22 protein-coding genes are annotated in these 24,935 nt (G+C 71.8%); 7 read left to right on the top strand and 15 right to left on the bottom strand.

Annotation, left to right across the window (positions count from 1 at the left end):
- Nucleotides 1-309: 309 nt before the first annotated feature.
- From cbiE to ACZ6BG_RS26080, 7 genes are all read right to left on the bottom strand, one after another.
- On the bottom strand, nucleotides 310-1,539 hold the full coding sequence (gene cbiE / locus ACZ6BG_RS26050; protein ID WP_469005618.1) for a precorrin-6y C5,15-methyltransferase (decarboxylating) subunit CbiE: 1,230 nt from the start codon (nucleotides 1,537-1,539) through the stop codon (nucleotides 310-312).
- A 285-nt stretch (nucleotides 1,540-1,824) separates the two neighbouring features.
- Complete coding sequence (locus tag ACZ6BG_RS26055; protein ID WP_469005620.1) at nucleotides 1,825-2,475, bottom strand: GNAT family N-acetyltransferase; 651 nt, start codon at nucleotides 2,473-2,475, stop codon at nucleotides 1,825-1,827.
- A gap of 198 nt (nucleotides 2,476-2,673) precedes the next feature.
- Nucleotides 2,674-3,501 (bottom strand): MetQ/NlpA family ABC transporter substrate-binding protein, encoded by an 828-nt coding sequence (locus ACZ6BG_RS26060; protein ID WP_469005622.1) that lies wholly within the window; start codon nucleotides 3,499-3,501, stop codon nucleotides 2,674-2,676.
- Nucleotide 3,502: 1 nt separating this feature from the next.
- Nucleotides 3,503-4,336: a MetQ/NlpA family ABC transporter substrate-binding protein gene (locus tag ACZ6BG_RS26065; protein WP_469005624.1), complete on the bottom strand. Its 834-nt coding sequence runs from the start codon at nucleotides 4,334-4,336 to the stop codon at nucleotides 3,503-3,505.
- Nucleotides 4,337-4,454: 118 nt separating this feature from the next.
- Complete coding sequence (locus ACZ6BG_RS26070) at nucleotides 4,455-5,246, bottom strand: methionine ABC transporter permease (protein WP_469005626.1); 792 nt, start codon at nucleotides 5,244-5,246, stop codon at nucleotides 4,455-4,457.
- Entirely contained in the window at nucleotides 5,243-6,313 is a 1,071-nt protein-coding gene (locus ACZ6BG_RS26075) for a methionine ABC transporter ATP-binding protein (RefSeq protein WP_468453158.1), read from the bottom strand. The genes ACZ6BG_RS26070 and ACZ6BG_RS26075 overlap by 4 nt, the downstream gene beginning before the upstream one ends.
- Nucleotides 6,314-6,720: 407 nt before the next feature.
- Nucleotides 6,721-7,368: an HAD family hydrolase gene (locus ACZ6BG_RS26080; RefSeq protein ID WP_469005629.1), complete on the bottom strand. Its 648-nt coding sequence runs from the start codon at nucleotides 7,366-7,368 to the stop codon at nucleotides 6,721-6,723.
- Between the two features lie 89 nt (nucleotides 7,369-7,457).
- Here ACZ6BG_RS26080 and ACZ6BG_RS26085 point away from each other — a divergent pair, with 89 nt between their 5' ends.
- Nucleotides 7,458-7,817, top strand: a complete 360-nt coding sequence (locus ACZ6BG_RS26085) for a hypothetical protein (RefSeq protein WP_469005631.1) — start codon at nucleotides 7,458-7,460, stop codon at nucleotides 7,815-7,817.
- Entirely contained in the window at nucleotides 7,798-8,292 is a 495-nt protein-coding gene (locus ACZ6BG_RS26090) for a hypothetical protein (protein ID WP_469005633.1), read from the top strand. The genes ACZ6BG_RS26085 and ACZ6BG_RS26090 overlap by 20 nt, the downstream gene beginning before the upstream one ends.
- Here ACZ6BG_RS26090 and ACZ6BG_RS26095 read toward each other — a convergent pair.
- From ACZ6BG_RS26095 to ACZ6BG_RS26105, 3 genes are all read right to left on the bottom strand, one after another.
- Nucleotides 8,289-8,792, bottom strand: coding sequence for a GNAT family N-acetyltransferase (locus ACZ6BG_RS26095; protein WP_469005635.1), 504 nt, complete (start codon nucleotides 8,790-8,792; stop codon nucleotides 8,289-8,291). The genes ACZ6BG_RS26090 and ACZ6BG_RS26095 overlap by 4 nt on opposite strands.
- Before the next feature lie 40 nt (nucleotides 8,793-8,832).
- The gene (locus ACZ6BG_RS26100; protein ID WP_469005637.1) at nucleotides 8,833-9,390 is read right to left on the bottom strand and encodes an RNA polymerase sigma factor; all 558 of its coding nucleotides are present in this window, start codon (nucleotides 9,388-9,390) and stop codon (nucleotides 8,833-8,835) included.
- 133 nt (nucleotides 9,391-9,523) lie between these two features.
- A complete protein-coding gene (locus tag ACZ6BG_RS26105) occupies nucleotides 9,524-10,705 on the bottom strand; it encodes a glycerophosphodiester phosphodiesterase (RefSeq protein ID WP_469005639.1) in 1,182 nt (393 codons plus the stop codon).
- A 421-nt stretch (nucleotides 10,706-11,126) separates the two neighbouring features.
- Between ACZ6BG_RS26105 and ACZ6BG_RS26110 the strand changes: the two genes are divergently transcribed.
- A complete protein-coding gene (locus tag ACZ6BG_RS26110) occupies nucleotides 11,127-11,798 on the top strand; it encodes a lysophospholipid acyltransferase family protein (RefSeq protein ID WP_234310970.1) in 672 nt (223 codons plus the stop codon).
- Between the two features lie 149 nt (nucleotides 11,799-11,947).
- On the opposite strand, the gene ACZ6BG_RS26115 is transcribed toward ACZ6BG_RS26110, so the two are convergent.
- From ACZ6BG_RS26115 to ACZ6BG_RS26135, 5 genes are all read right to left on the bottom strand, one after another.
- Complete coding sequence (locus ACZ6BG_RS26115) at nucleotides 11,948-13,489, bottom strand: MFS transporter (RefSeq protein WP_469005642.1); 1,542 nt, start codon at nucleotides 13,487-13,489, stop codon at nucleotides 11,948-11,950.
- Nucleotides 13,486-14,037, bottom strand: a complete 552-nt coding sequence (locus ACZ6BG_RS26120) for a TetR/AcrR family transcriptional regulator (protein WP_469005644.1) — start codon at nucleotides 14,035-14,037, stop codon at nucleotides 13,486-13,488. Before ACZ6BG_RS26120 ends, ACZ6BG_RS26115 begins: the two co-directional genes overlap by 4 nt.
- Before the next feature lie 169 nt (nucleotides 14,038-14,206).
- A complete protein-coding gene (locus tag ACZ6BG_RS26125) occupies nucleotides 14,207-15,175 on the bottom strand; it encodes an aldo/keto reductase (RefSeq protein WP_469005646.1) in 969 nt (322 codons plus the stop codon).
- 183 nt (nucleotides 15,176-15,358) lie between these two features.
- Nucleotides 15,359-16,801, bottom strand: coding sequence for an argininosuccinate lyase (argH, locus tag ACZ6BG_RS26130; RefSeq protein WP_469005647.1), 1,443 nt, complete (start codon nucleotides 16,799-16,801; stop codon nucleotides 15,359-15,361).
- 93 nt (nucleotides 16,802-16,894) lie between these two features.
- Nucleotides 16,895-18,088 (bottom strand): argininosuccinate synthase, encoded by a 1,194-nt coding sequence (locus ACZ6BG_RS26135; protein WP_469005649.1) that lies wholly within the window; start codon nucleotides 18,086-18,088, stop codon nucleotides 16,895-16,897.
- Nucleotides 18,089-18,274: 186 nt separating this feature from the next.
- Here ACZ6BG_RS26135 and ACZ6BG_RS26140 point away from each other — a divergent pair, with 186 nt between their 5' ends.
- From ACZ6BG_RS26140 to ACZ6BG_RS26155, 4 genes are all read left to right on the top strand, one after another.
- Entirely contained in the window at nucleotides 18,275-18,862 is a 588-nt protein-coding gene (locus ACZ6BG_RS26140) for a pyridoxamine 5'-phosphate oxidase family protein (protein WP_469005651.1), read from the top strand.
- A gap of 66 nt (nucleotides 18,863-18,928) precedes the next feature.
- A complete protein-coding gene (locus ACZ6BG_RS26145) occupies nucleotides 18,929-23,908 on the top strand; it encodes an HD domain-containing protein (protein ID WP_469005653.1) in 4,980 nt (1,659 codons plus the stop codon).
- Nucleotides 23,905-24,282: a hypothetical protein gene (locus tag ACZ6BG_RS26150; RefSeq protein ID WP_469005655.1), complete on the top strand. Its 378-nt coding sequence runs from the start codon at nucleotides 23,905-23,907 to the stop codon at nucleotides 24,280-24,282. The genes ACZ6BG_RS26145 and ACZ6BG_RS26150 overlap by 4 nt, the downstream gene beginning before the upstream one ends.
- A complete protein-coding gene (locus ACZ6BG_RS26155; RefSeq protein ID WP_469005657.1) occupies nucleotides 24,279-24,899 on the top strand; it encodes a hypothetical protein in 621 nt (206 codons plus the stop codon). The genes ACZ6BG_RS26150 and ACZ6BG_RS26155 overlap by 4 nt, the downstream gene beginning before the upstream one ends.
- The last annotated feature ends 36 nt before the right edge of the window (nucleotides 24,900-24,935 follow it).

Here is a 24,935-nt window from a genome sequence, read left to right on the forward strand (position 1 = left end):
GCCCATCGGTTAGTCCTTCTTTGACCGCCCGTCATCAACAACGAGCGCACGTGCCGCGCGGCACGCATCGCGTACGGTCCACAGGCATTGTCGCGGTAGCACCGCCGCCGTGGCAGCTTGATCGGCCACGGTCCGCTGTGGACTGCGCCACGTCGCGCGCCCCGCGGTCCGCCGTACCACACGCACCCCCCAAAACGGGCGAGCTTTCCGGACTTTGACGGACACAGACCTACGAATCGCCGGGCGCCCAGGTGCGGTACAACGATCGGCCAGCCTACCGCGCACGGCGCCGCGAGGGGGTCGCCAGGGTCACGGGGTTCGGTCGAGAAGGAGTGCGGAGACCAGGAAGACGACGGTCCGCTTCCGCTCCGTCCAGGCGCGGGTGTCGAGTTCGACGGACTGCAGGAGCGCGCACTCCACCGCGTAGCCGTGCTCCGTCAGGTCCCGGCCGAGGAGTTCGGCGTCGTCGCGGGTCGCGGCGTGCGTGACGATGCGTTCGGGGCGGCGGTCGGCGACGGCGGAGACCACGGCCACTCCCCCGCCGCCGACGCGCACGACGTCGGGCTCGGGCAGATCCTCCAGGACGTGCGGCGCGGTGCCGTGCACGATCTGGGCGTGCACTCCGTAGCGGCGTACGACGGCGGTGGTGCGGGCGCAGGAGTCCGCGTCGCGGTCGACGGCGATGACGGCGGCGCCGAAGCGGGCCGCCTCCGCGGCGAAGGCGCCGGTGCCGCAGCCGATGTCCCAGACGAGGTCGCCCACGCGGGGGCCGAGGCGCGCGAGTTGGGCGGCGCGGATGCGGTCGCTCTCGCCCTCGCCGAGTTCCTGCTCGCCGCCGTAGCTCGCCGCGGGCAGCGCCCAGCCGCGCGGCTCCGTGCCCGGTTCGCGGCCCGCGATCCAGCCGGTGTCGTGGACGACGGGGCGGCCGGTGCCACCGGGGCCGCCGATGACGATGACGACGTTCGGGTCGCGCCAGGAGTGGTCGGCGGCCTTGTCGGAGGTGACGACGGTGACCTGCTCGCGCTCGGTGCCGAGTTCCTCGCAGATCACGAAGGTGCGGTGGACGCCTTCGAGGAGCAGCCCCAGTTCGGCGGGGCCCGCGCCGGGCGAGGTGAGCACGGCGACCTTGCTGTGCGCGCGGCAGACGTTCACGGCGCGGCGCAGGGTGCGGCGGTGGGCGACCACGATCGCGGCGTCGTCCCAGGGCATCCCGGCGCGGGCGAAGGCCTGGGCGACGGCGGAGACGGCGGGCACGACCTCGACCTCAAGGCCGAATTCCGGGGCGCGCAGGGTGCGTACGACGCCGAAGAAGCCGGGGTCGCCGTCCGCGAGGACGACCGCCGTGCCGCGGTGGGCGGCGATGCGGCGGGCCGCGAGGCCGACGCTGCCCAGGCGGATGCGTTCGGCGGTGGGCGGGACCTCGGGCAGGGCGAGGTGGTGGGCCGCGCCCGCGACGAGGGTCGCGGCACTCAGGGCGGAGCGTGCCGCGGCGGTCAGCGGCGAGCCGTCCCAGCCGATCACCGTGACCCGGTCGGCCATGGTCGTGTGTCTCCTGGAGTCTCGGGTCGTACGGTGCGGGGCCGCCGCGTGCGGCCAGGAGGGAGCGTACCTGGTGCCCTGCCGGGAGGCCCCCAGGCCCACCCCTTCCCCGAAACCATGGGGCTGCCACCCTCTGGGGCCCCGCCCCATCGGCGCTCCGCGCCCCGTCCTCGATCTCTCCCAAGCTCTTAAAGAGCAAGGGGGACCCCACGGGCTGGATGGGTGCTGGAAGGGCGTGCGGGTGAGGCAAAGCCTGTCCGCCTGGTCAAGGCGCCCCCGCCAGGGTCAATTCCAGTCCGAGAACGACGTGAAGCCGCTCCCCGTCAGCTGGTCCGACACGCCCTCCAGGTCTTCGGGGAGGAGGCTCCAGACGATGAGGTCGGTGCGCAGGTCGATCCAGCCGCCGAGGGGGTCGCCGCCGTTTCTGACACGTGCTATCCACGCGCCACGCAGGACGCCCTCGCTGATACAGCCGATCTTCTGGGCCACCTGCTGGGCGGCGGTGTTGTCGGCGGCCGTACGCAGTTCGATGCGCTCGAACTTCTGGTCGTGGAAGAGCCACTGGGCGGTGGCGAGCGCGGCCTCGGAGGCGTAGCCCTCGCCGCGGGCCCAGGGCGCGGTCACGTAGCTCAGTTCGCTGGAGCGCACCCGCCAGTCGGTGTGGCGCAGCCGCACGGACCCGACCAGGCGCTGGGTGAGGAACTCGGTCACGGCGAGGACGATGCCGCGGCCCTCGGCGCGCTCGGCGGGGGCGACCTCGGTGATGTAGGCGCGGGCGTCGGCCTCGGTGTACGGCTGGGGCGCGGCAGTCCAGGCGGTGACGAGCTCGTCGTTCATCATCTCCGCGTACGCCGTGATGTCCGCTTCCTCGAACGGGCGCAGCACCAACCGCTCCGTGCTGATGGAGATGTCGGGGAACTCCGAGGCTGTTGTCATGCGCCGCTCCGTAAGCTTCATGGGCCTGTCGCTCTGTGAATTCTCGAACCGTCGAGCTGTCGAACCGTCAAGGACCTCAAGGACCTTCAGGCCTGCCGAAGTGCCCAGCATGCAGCATGGCGGCGCGAGGACGCACCACGGGGTCCGCTCCGGCAGGTGGAGCGGACCCCGTGGGTGGGGACAGGGCACGGGTGTGCGTCAGCCCGCCGTGACCGGCAGCACCGACCCCTTGTACTTGTCCTCGATGAACTTCTTGACCTCGGGCGAAGTCAGCAGCTCGGCCAGCTTCTTGACCTTCGGGTCGTCCTCGTCGCCCTTCTTGACGGCGAGCACGTTGTTGTACGGGTTGTCCTTCGCGGACTCCAGGAGGACGGCGTCCTTCTTGGGGCTCAGGCCCGCGTCGAGCGCGTAGTTGTTGTTGATGACGGCCGCGTCGACGTCCTTGAGGGAGCGCGGCAGCTGCGCGGGCTCCAGGGCCTTGATGGTGAGCTTCTTCGGGTTGGCCGCGATGTCCTCGGGGGTGGCGTTCGCGCCCGCGCCCTTCTTGAGCTCGATGACGCCCTTGGAGGCGAGCAGTTGGAGCGCCCGACCCTCGTTGGTGGTGTCGTTGGGCACGGCGACGGTCGCGCCGGAGCGCAGTCCCGTCACGTCCTTCAGCTTCTTGCCGCCGTCGGCGTACACCCCCATGGGCGGCAGGTACACCTCGGTCACCGGCACCAGGTCCGTCTTCTTGGACTTGTTGAAGTCGTCGAGATACGGGGTGTGCTGGTAGAGGTTGGCGTCGAGGGAGCCCTCCTGGAGCGCGGTGTTGGGGGTCACGTAGTCCGTGAACTCCTTCACCTCCAGGTCCAGGCCCGCCTTCTTCGCCAGGTTCTGCTGGATGTACGCGAGGACTTCACCGGCCGGGGTCGGGGTGGCCCCGACGACGAGCTTGTCGCCGTCGGAGCCGGAGCCCGAGCCGCAGGCGGTCAGGCCGAGGGACAGGGCGAGGGCCCCGGCCGCGGCGGCGATGACGGGCCGGCGCATGTCAGAAGGCCGCGACGACGGAGCCGTCGTACTTGTCGTCGATGAACTTCTTGACCTCGGGCGAGGTGAGCAGCTTGGCGAGCTTCTTCACGCGCGGGTCGTTCTCGTCGCCCTTCTTGACGGCGAGGAAGTTGCCGTACGGGTTGCCCTTGGCCTTCTCGGCGACGAGGGCGTCCTTGGCGGGGCTGAGGTCGGCCTCGAGTGCGTAGTTGCCGTTGATCACCGCGGCGTCGACGTCGTCGATGGAGCGCGGCAGCTGGGCCGCCTCCAGCTCCTTGAACTTGAGGTTCAGCGGGTTCGACACGACGTCCTTGGGGGTCGCCGCGAAGCCAACGCCCGCCTTGAGCTTGAGGACGCCGTTGTCGGCGAGGAGCTTGAGGGCGCGGGCCTCGTTCGTGGTGTCGTTCGGGACGGCGACCGTCGCGCCCTTCTTGAGGTCGTCGAGCTTCTTGATCTTCTTGGAGTAGACGCCCAGCGGCTCCAGGTGCACCGTCGCGCCCGGGACGGGGACGATGTCCGTCTTGTTCTTCTTGTTGAAGTCGTCCAGGTACGGCTTGTGCTGGAAGTAGTTCGCGAAGACCTCGCCCTGCTGCACGGCGGTGTTGGGCGTGACGTAGTCGGTGAACTCCTTCACCTCCAGGTCCAGGCCCGCCTTCTTCGCCAGGTTCTTCTTGACGTAGTCGAGGATCGCGCCCTGCGGCGTGGGGGTGGCGGCGACGACCAGCGGGCCGTCCTTGTCGCCCGCGGACCCCTTCTCGGAGCCGCAGGCGGTGAGGCCGAGGGTGAGGGCTCCGGCGGTGAGGACAGCAGCGGTGATCTTGGTGGTGTTACGCACGAAAAGTGCCTTTCTCCATGGGTGGTACACCCCCGCGATGGTGGTGCGGGGTGGTGCTGGGGGAACTCAGAGACCGAGAGGACTCGGAAGGCTCGGAGAACTCGGAGGACGTGTGGGTTCAGGAGACCTTGACCGGCTCGCGGTCGGGCTCGTCGGCGACGACCGGCCCGGTGCTCCCCGCCGTCGCCGCCGTGGCGGCCGCGGGTGCCTTGCCGCGCAGGAACTTCAGCCGCGGCGCGGCCCCCGAGTGGCCGCCGCGCCGGTGCAGGCTGCGCGCGGCGTAGTCGCCGACGAACTGGATGATCGAGATGACCACCGCGAGGACGCCGACGGTGATCCACATCAGTTCGGTCTCGAAGCGCTGGTAGCCGTAGCGGACCGCGAGGTCGCCGAGGCCGCCCGCGCCGACGGTGCCGGTGATCGCCGAGTAGCCGATGAGGGCGACGACGGTCGTGGTGGCGCTGGAGATCAGCGACGGCAGCGACTCGGGCACGAGGACCTTGCGGACCACGGTCCAGGTGTTGCCGCCCATCGACTGCACGGCCTCGACCAGGCCGTGGTCGACCTCGCGGACGGCCGTCTCGACCAGGCGCGCGAAGAACGGGATGGCGCTGATCGCGAGCGGCACGATCGCCGCGTCACGGCCGATGGAGGTGCCGACGATGGAGCGTGTGAAGCCCATCAGGGCGACCATGAGGATGATGAACGGCATCGAGCGGCCGATGTTCACGACCTGCCCGATCACCTTGTTCAGGATCGTGTTCTGCAGCAGCCCGCCACGGTCGGTGAGGACCAGCAGGATGCCGAGCGGCAGGCCGACGGCGACGGCGATGAGAGCCGACCAGCCGACCATGTAGAGGGTGTCCCAACAGGCCTGCTCCAGCAGGGGCTGCATCTCCGACCAGGTCACTTGGCACCTTCCTTCACCAGCGTGGCGGCGGTCGCGGGCACGTCCTGCGCCAGGAACCCGGCGGGCGCGTCGGCGACGTCGACCTGAAGGCCCTGCTCGCGCAGGAAGCCGATCGGGACGACGTTCTCCTCGAAGCGGCCCGGCAGCTCGATGCGCATCCGGCCGACCTGCTTGCCCGCGACGGTGTCCATCGCGGCGCCGAGGATCGAGATGTCGATGTTGTACGTGCGCGACAGCTGGGAGATGACCGGCTGGGTGGCGGCCTCGCCGTGGAACGTCACGTCGACGACGGTGCGGTCGGCGCCGGTGGCGTCGCCGCTGACGGGGAAGAGCGCGGCGGCGAGCTGCGAGCCCGGCGTGGCGAGGAGTTCGTTGACGGTGCCGGACTCGATGATCCGGCCCCGCTCCATCAGGGCGGCCGAGTCGCAGACCGTCTTCACGACCTCCATCTCGTGCGTGATCAGCAGGACGGTCAGGCCGAGCTGCTGGTTGAGGTCGCGCAGGAGCTGGAGGATGGAGCGGGTGGTCTCCGGGTCGAGGGCGCTGGTGGCCTCGTCGGAGAGCAGCACCTTCGGCTCGCCCGCCAGGGCGCGGGCGATGCCGACGCGCTGCTTCTGGCCGCCGGAGAGCTGCGCCGGGTAGGCCTTGGCCTTGTCGGCGAGGCCGACCAGGTCCAGGAGTTCGAGCGCCTTGCGGGAGCGCTCCTTGCCGGACAGGCCGAGGATTTCGAGCGGCAGCTCGATGTTCGCCTGGACCGTGCGCGAGGACAGCAGGTTGAAGTGCTGGAAGACCATGCCGATGCGGTTGCGGGCGGCGCGCAGTTCCTTGCCGGCGCGCGGGCCGCGGCCCGCGAGCGCGGTGAGGTCCTGGCCGTCCACGGTCACGGTGCCGGAGGTGGGGCGCTCCAGGAGGTTCACGCAGCGGATCAACGAGGATTTACCGGCACCGGACTGGCCGATGACGCCGTACACCTCGCCTTCGCGCACATGGAGATCGACTCCGTCGATGGCGGTTACTTCACGACCGCGTGAGCGGTAGACCTTGGTCAGGCCGGAAGTGGTGATCACTGGGTTTCCGTCACTGTCGAGTGCGCGGCGCGGTGACGCCGGGCACGGGGCATTCGTTCGGAACGCGGCACGGTTCTCGCGGTGGCGATGGAACCGGAGGACGTGTGCGCGGGGCCGGCTCGCTCCCTGTCCGTGTACGTGACTCCTGGGGGTACGTACGTGGGGCAGTGGCGCGGCACAGCGGCTTCGCTTCGGGGCGCGAGGCTCTCAGTGGTGCGGGGGCCCTCAGAAGGCGCACATTCGACACATACAACGAGCACCGGGCGTCGTGATCGCCTCGGTCGCAAGGGTGCGGCTGCTCGTCGTGGTCATGCGGACCAGTAAAACACGCGTGCGGGCGCGCCCCGCCACCGCTGTCCGAATAGCGGACAAGCTTTGGACGACAGGCGAGACGGCCCGCACCGCGCTCAGACGCCGGTGACGATCTCCACGCCACCCGCCGTGGCCTGCACGGACACCGCCGAAAGATCTTTGACGACGACATCGGCGGACAGCTCCGCCACCTGGTGCGTTGTGGTCAACGCCACGGTGGTCATCCCGGCGGCACGGCCGGCGGTGAGACCCGCGGGGGCGTCCTCGAAGACCACGCAGCGCGCCGGGTCCACGCCGAGCACCCGGGCCGCGAGCAGGAAGGGCTCGGGGTCGGGTTTGCCGCGGGTGATGTCGTCGGCGGCTATCAGCGTCTTGGGGCGGATGCCGACCTCGGCGAGCCGGGCCTCGGCCAGGCGGCGGGTCGCGGAGGTGACGACGGCCCAGCGCTCGGGCGGCAGCGCGGCGAGCAGGTCGAGGGTGCCGGGCAGGGCGCGCACGCCGCCCGCGACGTCGGACACCTCGAGCTCTTCGATCCGGGCCACGGCCTCGGCGACCCGCTCGGCGGGCAGCAGGTCGGCGACGATCTCGGCGGCCGGGCGGCCGTGCAGTTCGACCCTGGCGAAGTCCTCGGCGGTGATGCCGTACTCGCCCGCCCACCGCGTCCAGCAGCGGCGGACGGACTCCATCGAGGAGATGAGGGTGCCGTCGTTGTCGAACAGGAGCGCTTCAGCCTGGATCTTCATGTTTTCGACCCTACGCGGGGGCCATCGGCGGATCCTGGGCCGCCGGGGCCGAGGGCACCGGGTCTTTTGGCCCGTAATAGGGTCTCGGCATGTTTGTTGCCCTGACCGTCGCGACCTCCGTGGCCGCGCTCGCGCTCGCGGCCTGGTGCGGCTTCGCCGCCTACCGGGACCAGCCGACGAAGGACTGGCACTTCATCGGCATGGGTGTGGTCACCCTGCTGACGCTGGTCCAGCTGATCGTCGGCATCGTGCGGCTGGCGCGGGGCGAGGACCCCGAGCAGGGCACGACGATCTTCGTGGCCTATCTGATCGGCTCGTTCGCGTGCGTTCCCGCGGCGGGCTTCATGTCGCTCGCCGAGCGCACCCGCTGGGGCTCGGTGACCGTCGCCGCGGGCGGCGTGGTCCTCGCCGTGCTCGAGGTGCGGCTCTATGACATCTGGGGAGGCTGAGGTGGCGGTGACGGACGACGAGCCCCGCGCGCGGCAGCGGAAGCAGCAGAAGCCCGGGCGGCAGAAGCTGATCACCGGCCCCGGCATCCTGCTGGTGTGGCTGTACGGCGTGATGGTCGTGGGCGCCGTGTCGCGCTCGGCGGTCCAGATCTCGACGGACTTCCACAAGGCCCCGCTCGCGTACACGCTGTCGGCGCTCGCCGGTGTCGTCTACGGCTTCATCACGTACTCGCTCGTACGCGGCGGCGAGACGGCCCGCAAGGCGGCGCTGGTGTGCTGCGCCGCCGAGCTGGCCGGTGTGCTCGCCGTCGGGGCCTGGACCCTCGCGGAGCCCTCCGCGTTCCCGGACGCCACGGTCTGGTCGGACTTCGGCATGGGCTATCTGTTCATTCCCGTGCTGCTGCCGGTGACCGCGGTGTTCTGGCTGCGCAAGTCCCGCGAGCACACCCGGCCCGCCGAGCCCTCCGGGGCCTAGGCGCTCGCCACGTACGCCTCGGCCTCGGCGTCCTTGGAGAGGGTCACCACCGTCAGGCGGTCGTCCACGCGCTGCGTGCTCACCGGCGCGTAGCCGTGCTTGCGGTAGAGCTGGAGGTTGCTCTCGCTGCGGTGGCCGCTGAACAGCTCGAAGCGCTTGGCGACGCCGTCCTCGGCGAGCCGGCGCTCGATGGCGTCGAGGAGGCGGCCGCCCAGGCCGTGCCGCTGCATCCGCGGGTGCACGATGAGCTTGCCGATGCGGGCCGTGGCCGCCGCGTCGACCGTGCCCCGCACGGACGCCACGACCTCGGTGCCGAGCCGCGCCACCAGGACGCTGCCCGCGGCCAGCTCCGCCTTGAGGGATGCGAGGGTCTGCGTCAGCGGCTCGATGGAGTAGTCGCCGTACAGCTCGGCCTCGCTCTGGTAGCAGAGGTACTGCAGTTTGAGGATCTGTTCGGCGTCCGTGTCGGACGCCTCCGAGATGGTCACGCTCATGCCCATGTGTGCATGCCTCCCGCTCACCTGCTCCGCCGGTTGTCCTTCACTCCTTTCCCCACGGGTCCGGAGTCGCAACCTCCTGCGCGAGCATTCTGCGCAGGCATCCCAGGCATCGGGAACGTTCCGGCCCCAAAGACCCTTGTGACATTCCCAACTCCCCTGCGATTTCGCGGTAAGTCAGGTCCTTCGGCGACAGAAGTGCAGCCATGAGACGCGGGCAGCGTCCGGGCAGTTTCCGGACGGCGGCGTACAGGGTGCGGTGCCGGTCGGCCGCCAGCAGCCGCTGTTCGGGTCCGCCGCGCGGGTCGGCGGGCTCGCCTGCGTAGGGCCGCTCCCTGCGGGCGGTGCTGCGGGTGCGGTGCGCCTCGTCGCGGACGGCGGCGCGCAGCCAGGCGGCGGGGTCGGCGGGCGGCCCCCCGGCGTCCAGATGTTCGAGCAGGCGCAGCCAGACGGCCTGCTCGATGTCGCCGGGGTCGGCGGCGCAGCCGTGCGCCTCGGCCGAGGCCTCGGCGGCGAGCAGCGGGCGCAGGGTGGTGACCAGGTCGTACGAGAGCGACGGCCGTGCGGACGGGGACGGGGCCGACGGGGGCGTAGGGGTCATGCCGACGGGGACGCGGCCATTCCGGTTATCGGTTTCCGGAACGGCCGCGCCTCACCCCAACCGGGGCTTCGCGCAGCGTCGTTGACGAGGCCCGCCGGGTGTCGGCGAGCCCGGCCGGCCGCGGGGATCCCCGTCAGTCGTCGTTGAAGTCCGCGGCGGCCAGCAGCGCCGTGTCCGGGTTGTCGGAGAAGATCCCGTCGATGCCGGTGGCGAAGTACGTCTTGAACGCGCCGAAGGCGTCGCCGTACGCGTTCGGGTCCGTGCCCTTCTTGAAGTCGGCGGGCAGGAAGGTGTTCTCGTTGCGCATCGTGTACGGGTGCAGGACCAGGTCCTCGGCGTGCGCGTCGCGGACCAGGGTGGTGGGCTCCAGGAGCCTGCCGTCGGGGCCCTTGGGGATGACCAGGTCGAGCGTCGGGCCGATGCCCTTGGCGTACGTGGCGATCCACTTCAGGCCCTCGGGCTTGATGAGGTCGGCGACGGTGCGCGGGTCGCCCGCCTCGACGAAGTCCCAGGGGCGCGACGAGGCCGTGGAGAGCAGGACCACGCCGGGCGCGTCGACGAGCTTGCGCAGGCGCTGGATGCTGCTCGGCTCGAAGGACTGCAGGAAGTTCGGGGAGTTCCTGCGGTGGCGGTTGTAGCGGCGAAGGAGCTTGGCGAGCGGCTCCTCGAGGCCGAGGCCCAGCTTGCGGAAGTACGTGGGGTGCTTGGTCTCGATGTGCAGCCAGACGCGCTCCCCGCGCTTGCGGCCCTCCTTCTCCGCCCAGCGGAAGACCTCTTCGAGGGTGGGGACGTCCCAGCGGCCGTCGTAGAGGGTGTTGCGCTGGCGGGTGCCGGGGATGCGCTCCTTGGCGCGCAGCGTCTTCAGCTCGGCGAGCGTGAAGTCCTCGGTGAACCAGCCGGTCAGGCTGACCCCGTCGACGGACTTGGTCGTCTTGCGGCCCGCGAACTCGGGGTGCGCGGCGACGTCCGTCGTACCGGTGATGTCGTTCTCGTGACGGCATACGAGATGGCCGTCCTTGGTGGGCACGACGTCCTGCTCGATGACGTGCGCGCCCATGTCCAGGGCGAGTTGGTACGAGCCGAGTGTGTGCTCGGGCCGGTAGCCGCTGGTGCCGCGGTGCGCGACCACGGTCGGCACCGGCAGGTCGCGGTAGCCGCCGCCCCCGTGGCCCCCGTGGCCGTGGCGCGCGTCGGCTCTCGCCACGCCGGGCGCGCCGACGACGGCCGTGCCCGCCCCGAGCACCGCGGCCCCGAGCACCGCGCGCCGCCCCGGGCTCGTCCCCGTGTCCCGCCGCCCCGATTCCTGCGTCGCCATTGAGCGCTCCCTCCCTGTGTACCGCCGTGTAGCGCCTTGCACCTGACAAAGCGGCACCGATCGTAGGTGGCGTTGCGTGACGGGTGGGAGACCCGGGGCCGAACGGGTGGCTGACGCGGGGTGTCGAGTACGGCTCGCGGCCCTTGGCGGAGGCGACCGGCGCGTGCGCCCGGGCTCGTGGGCACCGGGACAGTTCAAGCCGTGAGATGCGTCGCGAGTGAGAAGCACCACTCGGACAAGCCACGCAGTTCGCACGGCACTACGGTCGTCACAGTGGGGTTCTCACGGGGGCAACTGCAGGCAAAATCAGGTCAACTCTGCGTATCGGGCACATGAACCCGATGTGCAATCAACGGGGACCCGCGAGTATGGTCCTCACCTGCACAGACTCGTCGTCGACCCGTTGACACCGGAGGACCCGTTGTCCCGTCTAGCGCTCATCAAGGCAGTGCTCGGACCGTTCCTGCGCCTGATGTTCCGTCCACGGGTGGAAGGCGCCGAGAACATCCCCGGGACCGGTCCCGTCATTCTGGCCGGAAACCACCTGACGTTCATCGACTCGATGATCCTGCCCCTGGTGTGCGACCGGCCCGTTTTCTTCATCGGCAAGGACGAGTACGTCACCGGCAAGGGTTTCAAGGGCCGCCTGATGGCCTGGTTCTTCACCGGTGTCGGCATGATCCCGGTGGCGCGTGACGGCGGCCGGGGCGGCGTCGCCGCGCTGATGACCGGCAAGCGCGTCCTGGACGAGGGCAAGATCTTCGGCATCTACCCGGAGGGCACCCGCTCCCCCGACGGCCGCCTCTACCGCGGTCGCACCGGCATCGCGCGACTGACCCTGATGACCGGGGCGCCGGTCGTGCCGTTCGCGATGATCGGCACGGACAAGCTGCAGCCCGGCGGCAAGGGCCTGCCCCACCCGGGCAAGGTCACCGTCCGCTTCGGCGAGGCGATGGAGTTCTCGCGGTACGACGGGATGGACCGCGACCGCTATGTGCTGCGCGCGGTGACGGACTCCGTGATGACGGAGGTCATGCTGCTGTCCGGGCAGGAGTACGTGGACATGTACGCCACGAAGGCCAAGGCGGCGTAGCCCTGCGGGGCTGAGCGGAGAGGTCTGGTGCGCCCGCACCGGGGCTGGGGCGACTTCCCCGGCACCGGGGCGGGCGTTCTCCGTTTCCGCACCCGGCGCCGGGGGCTGTGCCCACCCGTTCCGCAGGGCGGAACGGGTGGGCACAGCGCTCAGTGCTCCAGGCCGTCCTCCAGCTTCTGGCCCTTCAGCAGGAACCACGCCGCTGCCGCCGTCGCGAGCAGGACCGCCGCGCCGATGCCCGCGGCCAGGCGCAAGCCGTCCACGAAGGCGTCCTGGGCCGCCGCGACCAAGGGCTCGGCGGTGCGCGCGGGCAGTCCGGAGCCCGCCTCGACGGCGCCGCCCAGGGAGTCGTGGGCGGCCGAGGCGGCGTCGGCCGGGGTGCCTGCCGGGGCGGTGAAGTCGCGGTACACGCCGGTCACGATGGAGCCGAGCAGGGCGATGCCGAGGGCCGCGCCGAGTTCGTACGCCGTCTCGGAGACCGCGGACGCCGCGCCCGCCTGCTCCTTCGGCACGCTGGAGAGGATCACGTCGGCGGTCACCGTGAAGGAGAACCCGGCGCCGATGCCGACGACCAGGAGCGCCGCGCCGAGCAGCGGATAGCCGGTCGACTGGCTCAGCACGGTCATCGCGGCGAGCGCGAGGCCCACCGCCGCGAGTCCGCCCGCGACCACGGCGCGCACCGAGTACCGCCGCGCCACGGTGCCCGCGATCAGGCCCGCCGCCACCGCGCCCACGGCTGCGGGCAGCTCCGCGAGGCCCGCCTCGAACGGCTGCCTGCCCTGGACGAGCTGGAGGAACTGGGAGAGGAAGAAGACCAGGCCGGACAGGCCGAGGATGGTCAGCAGGTCCGCCATGACGGCCGCCGAGAAGCCTCGGTTGCGAAACAGCCGCATGTCCAGGAGCGGCGCGGGCAGCGTGAGCTGGCGGCGTACGAACCACACCAGGGCCGCCACACCGATGGCGCCGGAGGCCGCGACGTCCCAGCGCAGGCCGTGGGCCGCCGTCTCCTTGATCGCGTACACGATGCCGATCATGCCGATGAGTGACAGGGCGACGCTGATCAGGTCCCAGGGGCCCGGCGCCGGGTTCTTGGACTCGGGCAGCAGCTTGATGCCGACGAGGACGAGGACGGCCATCACCGGCAGGTTGATCAGGAAGACCGAGCCCCACCAGAAGTGTTCGAGCAGGAAGCCGCCGACGACCGGGCCGACCGCCGCGCCCGCCGACGCCATCGCGCCCCACACGCCGACGGCGATGCTGCGCTCGCGCGGGTCGTGGAAGATGTTCCGGATCAGCGCCAGCGTGGACGGCATCAGGGTCGCGCCCGCGACACCGAGCAGGGCACGCGCCAGGATCATCAACTCCGGCGTCGTGGCGTACGAGTTGAGCACGGACACCGCGCCGAACGCGACAGCGCCCGTGAGCAGCAGCTTCTTGCGGCCGATGCGGTCGCCGAGGCTGCCCATGGACACCAGCAGGCCCGCGATCACGAACGAATAGACGTCGCCGATCCACAGCAGCTGGTTGCCGGACGGCTTCAGGTCCTCGCTGATGTACGGCGTCGCGAGACCGAGGACGGTCGCGTCCACCGCGACGAGCAGCACGGCCAGCGCGAGCACGGCGAGGGCGAGCCAGCGGCCGGGGTGCCGCTCCACCTCCGCGGGCCGTACGCGCTGTTCGGTGCTTGTCATGATTCCACTCTCCGTTGTGCGCCGCCGATCAGCAGTTCGGCGATCAGATATGAGAAGTCCTTGGCCGCGACGCGGCCGTCGAGCACGGCCCAGGCGGCGGAGCCGATGAGGCCGTAGAGGGCGTCGGTGAGCCAGGCCGTGCTCAGGTCGATGCGGAACTCCCCGCTCTCCTGGCCGCGCCGGAACAGCTCCGCCATCCGGTCGTCGATCCGGGACCAGCCCTCGTGCCGGTCCTCGCCCTCGAACAGCTGGTTCTCCGTGACGAGGAACGCCAGCAGACCGGCGGCGGGTTCGATCTCCTTGATCAGGCGCCGCAGCGCGTCCTGCGCGCTGCCCTCGCCGAGCCGCGCGGCGTCGAGGGCCAACTCGCACTCCTGGAGACCCAGCTCCTCCAGGGCGCGGATGAGCGCGTCGCGCCCGGCGAAGTGTCGGTGCAGGGTGGCACGGCTGATGCCGGAGGCCCTGGCCACCTCGTCCAGGGTCGAGGAGCCCTTGCGGGTGAGCTGGGCGGCGGCGCTGCGCAGCACCTGGTCGCGGTCGACAGACATGAGACAACCATAGACCACATGAGACAATTTTGTCTCACCAGAGGCGTGCGACGCTCACGGAACGGGGTGTGGGTGACTCCCGGGGGTTCAGAGGGCGCGGTGGCTCGGGGGTTCGGTGACTTGGGGAGCGGCGGCTCGGGCTCGGCGGCTTCGGTGGCTCGGCCGTGCCTCAGTGCCAGGGCAGTGCGGCCCGCGTGCGCCAGTACGCTGCGGGCTCCTCCGCGAGGTCCGCCAGGCGGTCCAGGTGCTCCGCGTCCAGGTCGACGGCCGTCGCGTGCAGGTTCGACACGAGCTGTACGGAGGTGGCGGCGCCGGAGAGGACCACGCCCGCCCAGGGCCGGCGCAGGACCAGGGCGAGGGCGACCGCGTCGCAGCCCAGACCGGTGGCCTCGGCGGCGGCGCGCAGGGCCGCCGGTGCTTGCGGTCCGGCCAGGCGGCCGTTGGCCATGCCCTCCTTGACCAGGACGGTCAGGCCCGCGTCGTGGGCCTCGGCGAGCGCGGGTCCGGCCGAGGTCTCCAGGGCGTTGTACGTCGCCTGGACCGTCCGGAACAGCCGCTCGCCGCCCACGGTGACCTCGACGGCAGCGCGGATCGCGGCCGCCTGGTCGGGGCCGCTCACGGAGAGGCCGACGGTGACGCCGCTCGCGGCCAGGTCCGCGAGGCGGGCGTGCAGTTCCCTGTCGGTGAGGGCGGGGCTCTCCGGGGTCACCGAGTGGATCTGGTAGAGGTCGAGCCGGTCGCCGAGGAGGTCGGCGGTCTCGGCGCGCTGGCGGTCGTACGCGGCGACGCTGTGGTCCTTGACCTCGTGCGCGTCGGCGTCGGTGCGCCAGTCGGCGGTGTACGTGTAGCCCCACTTGCTGCCGACGACGACGTCCCGGATGTCGGGGCGGGCGCGCAGCCAGTCGGCCAGGAACTCCTCGGAGCGGCCGTAGGAGCGGGCCACGTCGAGGTAGCGCACGCCGAGCGCGTAGGCGGCGTCGAGGAGTTCGAAGGCGCGCTCGCGCAGGGCCTCGACGCTGCGCGCGGGCAGGTCCTCCTCGCGGCCCAGCGTGATGTAGCCGGGCCTGCCGACGGCTGCGAGGCCGAGGCCGAGGTGGGCGGTCGGCGTGGTCGCTGCGGTCAGGCGGGCGAAGGACATCGGGGCTCCACGCTTTCGGGGAGGCGGCACGGGGGTGCGCGGAGTGCGCACCCCCTTCAACGTATCCCTCGGTGGGCGTCGGGGCGGGGGCGGGCCCTCGCGGAGCGCCCCAGGCCCGCCCGTTTCCCCGAACCAGGGGCTGCTGCCTCTGGGACCCCGCTCTGTCGTCCTTCGGCCTCGTCCTCAGCCGCCGGAGGGGCTGGATGATGCCGTCGCCCACTCCCGCTGCGTCGCCACGTCCGCCTTGATCTCCGCCAGTTGTGTCGCCACCGCCGACGGTGCCGTGCCGCCGCGGCCGTCGCGGGACGCCAACGCGCCCGGGACGTTCAGGACGGTGCGGACCTCGGGGGTCAGGTGCGGGCTGATCTTCGCGAACTGTTCGTCGGTGAGCTGGTCGAGTTCGATGCCCGCCGCCTCGCACTCCTTGACGCACTCGCCCGCGACCTCGTGCGCGACCCGGAACGGCACGCCTTGCTTCACCAGCCACTCGGCGATGTCCGTGGCGAGCGAGAAGCCGGCCGGGGCCAGCTCCTCCATGCGCTCGCGGTGGACCGTGAGCGTCGCCATCATGCCGGTGAAGGCGGGCAGCAGGACCTCCAGCTGGTCGCAGGAGTCGAAGACGGGCTCCTTGTCCTCCTGGAGGTCGCGGTTGTACGCGAGCGGCAGCGCCTTCAGGGTCGCCATCAGGCCGGTCAGGTTGCCGATGAGGCGGCCGGACTTGCCGCGCGCCAGCTCCGCGATGTCCGGGTTCTTCTTCTGCGGCATGATCGACGAGCCGGTCGAGAACGCGTCGTGGAGGGTGACGAAGGAGAACTCCTTCGTGTTCCAGATGATGACCTCTTCGGCGATCCGGGAGAGGTTCACCCCGATCATCGCCGTGATGAAGGCGAACTCGGCCACGAAGTCCCGCGAGGCGGTGCCGTCGATGGAGTTGGCGGCGGAGCCGTGCTCGAAGCCGAGGTCCTTGGCCACGGCCTGCGGGTCGAGGCCGAGCGACGAACCCGCGAGCGCCCCGGAGCCGTACGGCGAGACGGCCGTCCGCGTGTCCCACTGCCGCAGCCGCTCGGCGTCCCGCGAGAGCGACTGGACGTGCGCGAGCACATGGTGGGCGAAGAGCACCGGCTGGGCGTGCTGGAGGTGGGTGCGGCCCGGCATGGCGACGTCCGGGTGCGCCTCCGCGAGGCCGATCAGGGCCTCCTGGAGCTCGGCGACGAGGCCGCCGATGATCCGGGCGTGGTCGCGCAGGTACATCTTGAAGAGCGTGGCCACCTGGTCGTTGCGGGACCGTCCGGCGCGCAGCTTGCCGCCGAGGTCCGGGCCGAGCCGCTCCAGGAGGCCGCGCTCCAGGGCGGTGTGCACGTCCTCGTCGGCGACGGTCCCGACGAAGGAGCCGTCGGCGACGTCGGCTTCGAGCTGGTCGAGCCCGGCCAGCATGCGCGTCAGCTCGTCCGCGGTGAGCAGGCCCGCCTTGTGCAGCACGCGCGCGTGGGCGCGGGAACCGGCGATGTCGTACGGCGCGAGGCGCCAGTCGAAGTGCACCGAGGCCGAAAGCTGGGCCAGGGCCTCTGCCGGACCGTCGGCGAACCGCCCGCCCCAGAGCCGGACGTCACCGCTGTTGCTGCTCACTGCACGCGCTCCTCGAAGAAGGGGTGATATGCGTCCGCCTCCCCGGCGCCGCGCGCTGCGGGGAGGCGGAACTCAACGCTACTGCTCAGGGCCTCAGGCCAGGTCCCGCTTGGCCGCGATCTTCGACGAGAGCCCGAAGATGTCGATGAAGCCCTGCGCCTTGGACTGGTCGAAGGTGTCGCCCGAGTCGTACGTCGCGAGGTTGAAGTCGTAGAGGGACTCCTCGGACTTCCGGCCCGTGACGACGGCGCGGCCGCCGTGGAGGGTCATGCGGATGTCGCCGGTGACGTGCTGGTTGGCCTCGTTGATGAAGCCGTCCAGGGCCCGCTTGAGGGGGGAGAACCACAGGCCGTCGTAGACCAGCTCGCCCCAGCGCTGCTCGACCTGCCGCTTGTACCGGGCGAGCTCACGCTCGACCGTGACGTTCTCCAGCTCCTGGTGGGCGGTGATCAGGGCGATGGCGCCCGGGGCCTCGTACACCTCACGGGACTTGATGCCCACGAGCCGGTCCTCGACCATGTCGATCCGGCCGATGCCCTGGGCGCCCGCCCGCTCGTTGAGCTGCTGGATCGCCTGGAGGACCGTGACGGGCCTGCCGTCGATGGCGACCGGCACGCCCTCCTTGAAGGTGATGACGACCTCGTCGGCCTCGCGGGGGGTCGCGGGGTTCGACGTGTATTCGTAGACGTCCTCGATCGGGGCGTTCCAGATGTCCTCCAGGAAGCCCGTCTCGACGGCCCGTCCGAAGACGTTCTGGTCGATGGAGTACGGCGACTTCTTGGTGGTCGCGATCGGCAGGCCCTTGTCCTCGCAGAAGGCGATGGCCTTGTCCCGGGTCATCGCGTAGTCCCGGACGGGCGCGATGCACTTCAGGTCGGGGCCGAGGGCCTGGATGCCGGCCTCGAACCGCACCTGGTCGTTGCCCTTGCCGGTGCAGCCGTGGGCCACGATGCCGGCGCCGTGCTTGTTCGCGGCGGCGACGAGGTGCTTGACGATGGTGGGCCGGGAGAGGGCCGAGACCAGCGGATACCGGTCCATGTACAGGGCGTTGGCCTTGATCGCCGGGAGGCAGTACCCCTCGGCGAACTCGTCCTTGGCGTCGGCGACCTCCGCCTCCACGGCACCGCAGGCGAGCGCGCGCTTGCGGATGACGTCCAGGTCCTCGCCGCCCTGGCCGACGTCCACGGCAACGGCGATGACCTCGGCGCCCGTCTCCTCGGCGATCCAGCCGATGGCGACGGAGGTGTCCAGGCCGCCCGAGTAGGCGAGTACGACGCGCTCGGTCACGGGTTTCTCCTCACAGTGCATTCGCTCGCTCAGTGCAGTGCAGTCACTGACATGCATGAGTATGCATTGCTCTGCATGCTTCGTCAATCCAGCCCCGGAGTGAACTGGAGGGCGACCGCCCGACAGGGCGGGGCTGCGCCCGGAATAGTTAGACAGGCGAACTAAAGGAGTCCATAATCCTTAGCCATGGGAAAGACCTATGAGCGCATCGACGGCAGACTCCGCACCTTCATCGAGTCCCAGCCGATCTTCTTCACCGCCACGTCCCCCCTCGCCGAGGACGGCACGATCAACCTCTCCCCCAAGGGCGTCACCGGCTCCTTCGCCGTACTCGACGACCTCACCCTCGCCTACCTGGACTTCGCGGGCAGCAACGCGGAAACCGTCGCCCACCTGCGAGAGAACGGCCGCATCACGCTCATGTGGTGCGCCTTCCAGGGCCCGCCCAACATCGTCCGCGTGCACGGCCGCGGCGAGCCCGTCTTCCGCGACGACCCGCGCTTCCCCGAACTCCTCGCCCGCTTCCCCGGCGTCGACACGTCCCGGCACGGCCTGCGCGCGATCATCGTCGTGAGCGCCGAACTGATCCGCGACACCTGCGGCTACGCGGTGCCCTTCATGACGTACGACGAGGACCGCGATCTGCACGCCAAGCGGTTCGCGCGCGAGGACGACGCCTCGCTGGACGCGTACTTCACGAAGAAGGAGCACGTGGCGACGAGCATCGACGGGCTGCCGGGGCTGCCGCTGCCGTTGCCTCCGACGCCCGCCTGAGCGGGCTCGCGCGGTGCCAGAATGGTGCTCCGGCCCGGAGGCGCGGCCGGTGGGAGGGACCACGACATGGCACCGGCGCGCACGGCGCTGCTGATCGGAGTCGGGCACGTGCCCGCGGCGGACGGGCTGCTGGAGCCCCTCGACGACGCGGTCGACGCCGACCTGCGGCTGATGAACTCGGCGCTCGCGGCGGCGCGTTACGACGTCACCACCCTGCACAACGCCGGGATCAGCCAGATCAGGGCACGCATACACGAGACCGCGTGCGCCGTCCCCGAGGGCGGGACGCTGCTGCTCTACTTCAGCGGGCACGGCGTCCGCGTCCGCGGCACCGACTACCTGGTGCCGTTCGACGCCGTGCCGCCGCCCGACGGCGACTGGCAGGAGCCGTACCTGGACTCCCTGCTGCCCACCGCCATCAGTCCCTGGCTGAAGTCGTCCAGGGCGGGCACCGTGCTGTGGGCCATCGACGCCTGCCGCACCGAACTCCCCGGCGACGGCGTGCCGTTCGGCAACAGCGTCGACAACGGCCCGCCCGGCGGCGGCTTCGCCGTCCTCACGGGCTGCAAGGAGGGCGAGCGCAGCGGCTACACCGGCGAGGGCAGCTTCTTCACCCGCGGCCTCGCCGAGGCACTCGGCCCGCTGGCGCCCGCCCGCACGGTCGAGGACGTGTTCGCCAAGGCCGCCGCGCGGGCCAAGGCGGTGGCGCACCGGCAGGGGCACACGCAGAACGCGCACATCCGCTACGGCACCAACTTCGAGGAGCGGACCAGGGCCACGGAGATCTGCGAGGGGCGGCCGCTCCTTGAGGCCTGGCAGGACGCCGTGCGGACCACGCCCCTGTGGGAGCGCGTGGAGCCCCGCGACGAGGACGGCGTCCAGCGCTTCCAGGACTGCCTGAGCGCGTTCGTGGAGCGCTGCGCCCACACGCTGCACCTCGCCCAGATCCGCCTGCCGTTCGAGGACCCGTGGGCCGACGACACCTACCCGGTGCGGCTGCTCTGCGACCGGCTGCCGTCGCTGCTGCCGGACGGGGCGAAGCTGTCCGCGGTGGAGGTGGCCGCGCTCGTGGCGGCGCCGTTCCTGCGGGAGGCGGCCTGGGCGGAGCGGCTGAGCCAGGCGGCCGAGTTCGGCCCCGAGTCGCTGGAGCGCGTGCCGGGCGCGGACGCCCACCGCAGGCACTACGAACAGGTCGGCGACCAGTACGCGCGCGTGGCGCGGAAGGTCGCGGAGTGCCACGCCCGCGAGCGGCCCCAGGACGCCGTCGCCGTCACGATGTGGCTGGTGCACCGGTGGGTGGCCGACCGGTTCGAGACGGACGACGAGGCGGTGCCCGCCCCGTGCGCGGACGCCCTGGCCACCGCCCTGCTCGGCGGCGCCGCGCCCGCGCAGGACCGGGTCGTCGAGCTGTCCGGCCTGATGCGGACGGCCGCCGCGGGCATCGGCCTCGACGAGCCGCTCGACGACTCCGGCGCCCCGCGCGACGTCGAACGGGGTTCCGCGAAGGTCCTGCTGCCGGGCGGCTACCAACCCCTGCGGACGCGCCCGCTGGCCGCGCTCCTGCGGCTCGCGGGCGTGCTGTCCCTTGACGTGCGCGCCTTCCCGGAGGTCGTGGCCGAGCACCTGGCCGTGTCCGACCCGGTCCTGCCGCAGGAGATCGTCGGCCTCGTCTCGCACCCCGACCTGCTCAGCTGGCAGCCCGAGGGCAGCGCCCTGCACCTGGACGTGCCCTGCCCGCACCAGGCGGTGCACGCCGCGCTCGTCGAAGTGGCGCACCAGGCCGACCAGTTGGCCGCGCAGGTCGCCGACCTGGCGAGCACGCTGCCCGAGGCGGAGGCCTGCCTCCTGTCCGCCGTGCCCACGCGGGTGACCGACCGCGACCTGAGGGCGAGCCAGCGCGGCGGCCAGGCCACGTACGAAGTGCCGCTGCTGCGCTTCCACCTGGCGCAGACCGAGGTCCGTGAACTGCTCATGGGCGAGCAGTTGTACGGCGGCGAACCCCACCTGGCGCTGCGGGAGCTGTACCAGAACGCCATGGACGCCTGCCGGTACCGGCAGATGCGCTGGGACTACCTGGACAGCGCGGGCCCGCAGCCCGCGCCCTGGCGCGGCCGGATCTCGATCACCATGGGCGAGGACGCGCGCGGCCGGTACGTGGAGTGCCGCGACAACGGCGTCGGCATGAGCGCCGAGCAGCTGAAGTACACCTTCACACGGGCCGGCAGCCGGTTCGAGCAGTCCAAGGCGTTCCGGCGCGAGCAGTCCCGCTGGCTGCGGCACGACCAGAAGCTGCGCCTGTTCCCCAACAGCCGCTTCGGCATCGGCGTGTTCAGCTACTTCATGCTCGCCGACGAGATGACGATCGTGACGCGGCAGGTCAGCCCCGACGGCATTCCGGCCGCGCAGGCGCTGAGCGTCGAGATCCCGAGCAGCGGCAGCCTGTTCCGCATCCAGCGGCACGAGGGCGCGGGCGACGGCCTCCCGGAGGGCGGCACGCGCGTGCGCCTCTACCTGCGGGCGGACGGCACGGCCGACGGCCTGTCCTGCGTGGGCACGCTGCGGCCGCTGGTGCGGGTGAGCGAGTTCGAGCTGGAGGTGCGGGACCTGGTGGGGCCTCCGCACGAGTGGCGGCCGGGGGTGCTGCAGTCGGGGGCGGGCCTCGACCTCCTCGAACCGCTGGAGGCCGTGCCCGGAGTGCTGTGGTGGGTGGGCGGGAAGGGCGGTGTGCTGTGCGACGGCATCGCCACGAACGTGGCGCCCTACGGCTACGTACTGAACCTGACCGGACTGCACGCGGGCCAGCTGAGCGTCAGCCGCAAGGAGTTGCAGGCGTACGACCGGGGCTGGGAGGAGCACAACTGGCGCGCGGGCGCCGTGCCGCTGGCCCAGTGGCCGGGGCTCTCGATGGAGTGGCTCTGGGAGCTGGAGCGGCAGAACCTGCCGGTGGCGCGGGTGCTGTGGCAGGAGTGGCGGGGCAAGGGTGTCACTCCGGTGCGCGAGGTGGACGGGCGGCACCCACTCGACTCCGAGGGCTGGTTCCACCCCGACCAGGGCATCGCGACCCGCAGGAGCCACAGCTCCGACGCCGGGCTCCTCGCCCCCTGGCGGGCGGCCGCGCTGCGCCTCGCGCGCAGCGTCCACACGGAGTCGTCCCCCAAGAGCCTCGTGGGTCATCCCGTGCCCGAACCGGGAGACGCCGCGCTGCACGGCTCCAACAGGAGGTGGTGGCACACCGTCGACCAGGCCGCCGCGCTGGGCATGCCCGTGACCGAGGCGCTGCGGCGCAAGCGGCGGCTGCGCATCGCGCACCCCACCGGGGCCCCTCCGGCGGTGCTCGATGGCGATCTCGACCGGGTGCCCGACGCCCAGGACAGGAACCTGGCGCAGATCCTGGCGGGCGCCGGCCGATTCATCGCCGTGGAGGGCAACAGCAAGGTCAGTCACGGCCGCGGCAGCCTGGTCCTGGCGTCCGAGGCGTTCGGCGAACCGCTCGGTGACGTCGTCGCCCGCCATGCGCGCTGGATGCCGCTCCACGGTGAGCCCCTGCCCCCGGTCCCCCCGCACCACCAGCACTATGTGTGCACTCAAGAGGACGTCGATGTGCTCTTCCTGCGCTCCAACAACGTGTACGAGGACAAGCTCAGGCCCGTGACGGACCCGTCGCAGGTCCTCCGGGTGCAGCGGACCACCGACAGACAACCGGCGGACATCCTGCGGGTACTGGCCGACTTCGCCTGGCTCGGCTGGACGGTACCCGCCACGGACGTGGTCAAGGCCTGGGCGGACCTCGACAGGGAACTCCGGCTCGTCCTGCCCGAGTTCGCTCCTCCGGCCCCGGACGGCAGCCGGACGCTGCGCTGGGGTGCGACCGTGGCCATGGCCGCGCATTGGGAGACCGATCTCGCGGACGCGTCGGAGCACCTGGCGCGCGCGGCGGCGGCGACGGGTCTCTCGTACGAGCGACGGTACGCGGACGGCGACGGCCGCGTCGTGCCCTGCGCCGACACGGGCGCGCTCGTGCGCAAGCTGAACCGCTTCGGCGCCCACCTCGAGGACGGCATCGGGTACGAGGCACTGGGGCGGGCCGCCAAGGCCCTGCAGCACCGGGCCGACGTCGTCCAGGTCGCGGCCGACCTGCGGGCCGCCGGGGTGCGCCTGCCCGACCGGGTGGACCTCGTCGCCGAGTGGCCCACGCTGCCGCTGCGCAGCCGCATCGCGCTCTCGGGCAAGGAGGCCGTCTACGCCAGGGAGGACGACCCGGCCGACGAACTGACCGGCTCCGGGCTGTACTACACCGCGGAGCGCCTCCGCGAGACCCTGGCCGACATGTGGTCGCTCGCCCGCCAGGACGCCGACCGGTTCGGTCTGACGGTGCCGCCCCTGCCCGACGACCTCGCCTCCCACCGGCCCGGTTCACGCGAAGTCTCGGCCCTCGTCGAGCAGCACGCCCTCGACTTCACCCACGACATGGACATCGAGACGCAGTACTCGGCCGCCGTCTGGAAACACCTGACGCCCTGCGCCCTCGCGGAATACGCCGACAGCCTGGAGATCACCCCCGCCGCCGCCTACGCCGCGCTCGCGGCCCTTCGCCCCCTCGGCGCCCTGGTGCCCGAACTCACCGAGGCCGCCCAGGAGTCCCTGCCGGCCACCCCCCTCTCCGCCCGCGACCTGGTGGCCCTCAACACGGACCAGTGGCTGTCCCCGGCCGACGAGGCCTTCGGCCCCCTCGACCTGGTGAGCATCGCGGGCCGCCTCGGCGAGCCCGTCCCCCGCACGCTCGCCCGCGTCGCCCCCTTCCTCCCCCTGCTCCCCGAATCGCCGCCCCTGCCCGCCCCGCCGGACACCGTCCCCCTCTGGCAGGACCTGGCGCTCCTCTCCGTGGGCCTCGACGGCCGGCTCCCCGCGCTCACCGGCAAGGTGGGCGCCCGGCACATCGGACGGGCCGCCGACGCCACCGGCGAGTCCGAGGCCTGGGTCACCGAGCGCCTGCGCCTGTACGCCACCCTCTTCGACCTCGATCTCGACCTGGACGACGCCTCATGACGCAGCCCCCGCCGCCCTCGCACCAGTTCGACACCGCCTACGCGGACGCGGACCTGGGCGAGGTGAGCGACACGTTCACAGTGAGCCCCTCGCCCGAAGGGCACACCCTGGTGCGGGGGCACTGCCCTCGCTGCCGCGGCCTGACGGCCACCGAGTACCGGCACGGCGTGCCCGGGACCGGGACGGGCGCCGGGACCAAGGGGCCGCTTGCCGGGGACGCCGCGCTGCTCGCCCAGGAGCGGCACTTCTGCGAGTGCGGGCACCCGCATCCGCAGCTCCCGGCGAACGCCGTGTTCGTCGGGTGCGGAGCCAGCTGGCGCGTACAGGCGCTGGTGACGCCCGCCCCGAGCGGCACGTCGAACGGCACGCCGTGACCGCCCAGTCCGACCGCCGCTGGGCGGAACTGGCGCGTGAGCTGGAGTTCACGCAGCTCGACGAGTTGCGGCGGCAGGCGGAGGGCTGGCGCACGGGCCTGACCGGTCTGACGGCACTCCTTGCCGTACTGGTCGTGCTCAAGGGCCGCGATGATCTGAACGGCCTGCCGGACACCGCCCGACTGGTGGCGTCCGGCCTGGTCGCCGTCGCGTTCCTGCTGCTCGTCGCCGGGTCCGTGCTCGCCGTGCGGGCGGCGCACGGGCGGCTCGGCGACCGCACCCTGCTCGCCGGGCAGGCGCTGCGGCGCTGGACGGAGGACGAGGTCCGGCGCGTCGTCAGGTCGCTGTGGTGGGCGTCGGTGTGCTGCTTGGCCGGCGTCGTGTGCGCCGCCCTCGCCGTCGGGGTCGCCTGGGTCGAGACGGAGTCCCCGAAGGACCATCTGGTGCGGGTGAGCACGACGTCCGGGGAGCGGTGCGGGGAGTTCCTGGGATCGGGGCGGGACGGGGTGTCGCTGCGGGCCGAGAGCGGGGAGGGCGCGAAGGAGAAGCGGGTGACGCTGCCCGCCCGTACCGTCATCTCCGTGACGCCGGTGGGGAGTTGCGACGCCGCCAAATGAGGGCGGCGCCACCGACGCGCCGCCCGCCGCGCCGTC

Source organism: Streptomyces sp. NPDC041205, from assembly GCF_055591765.1.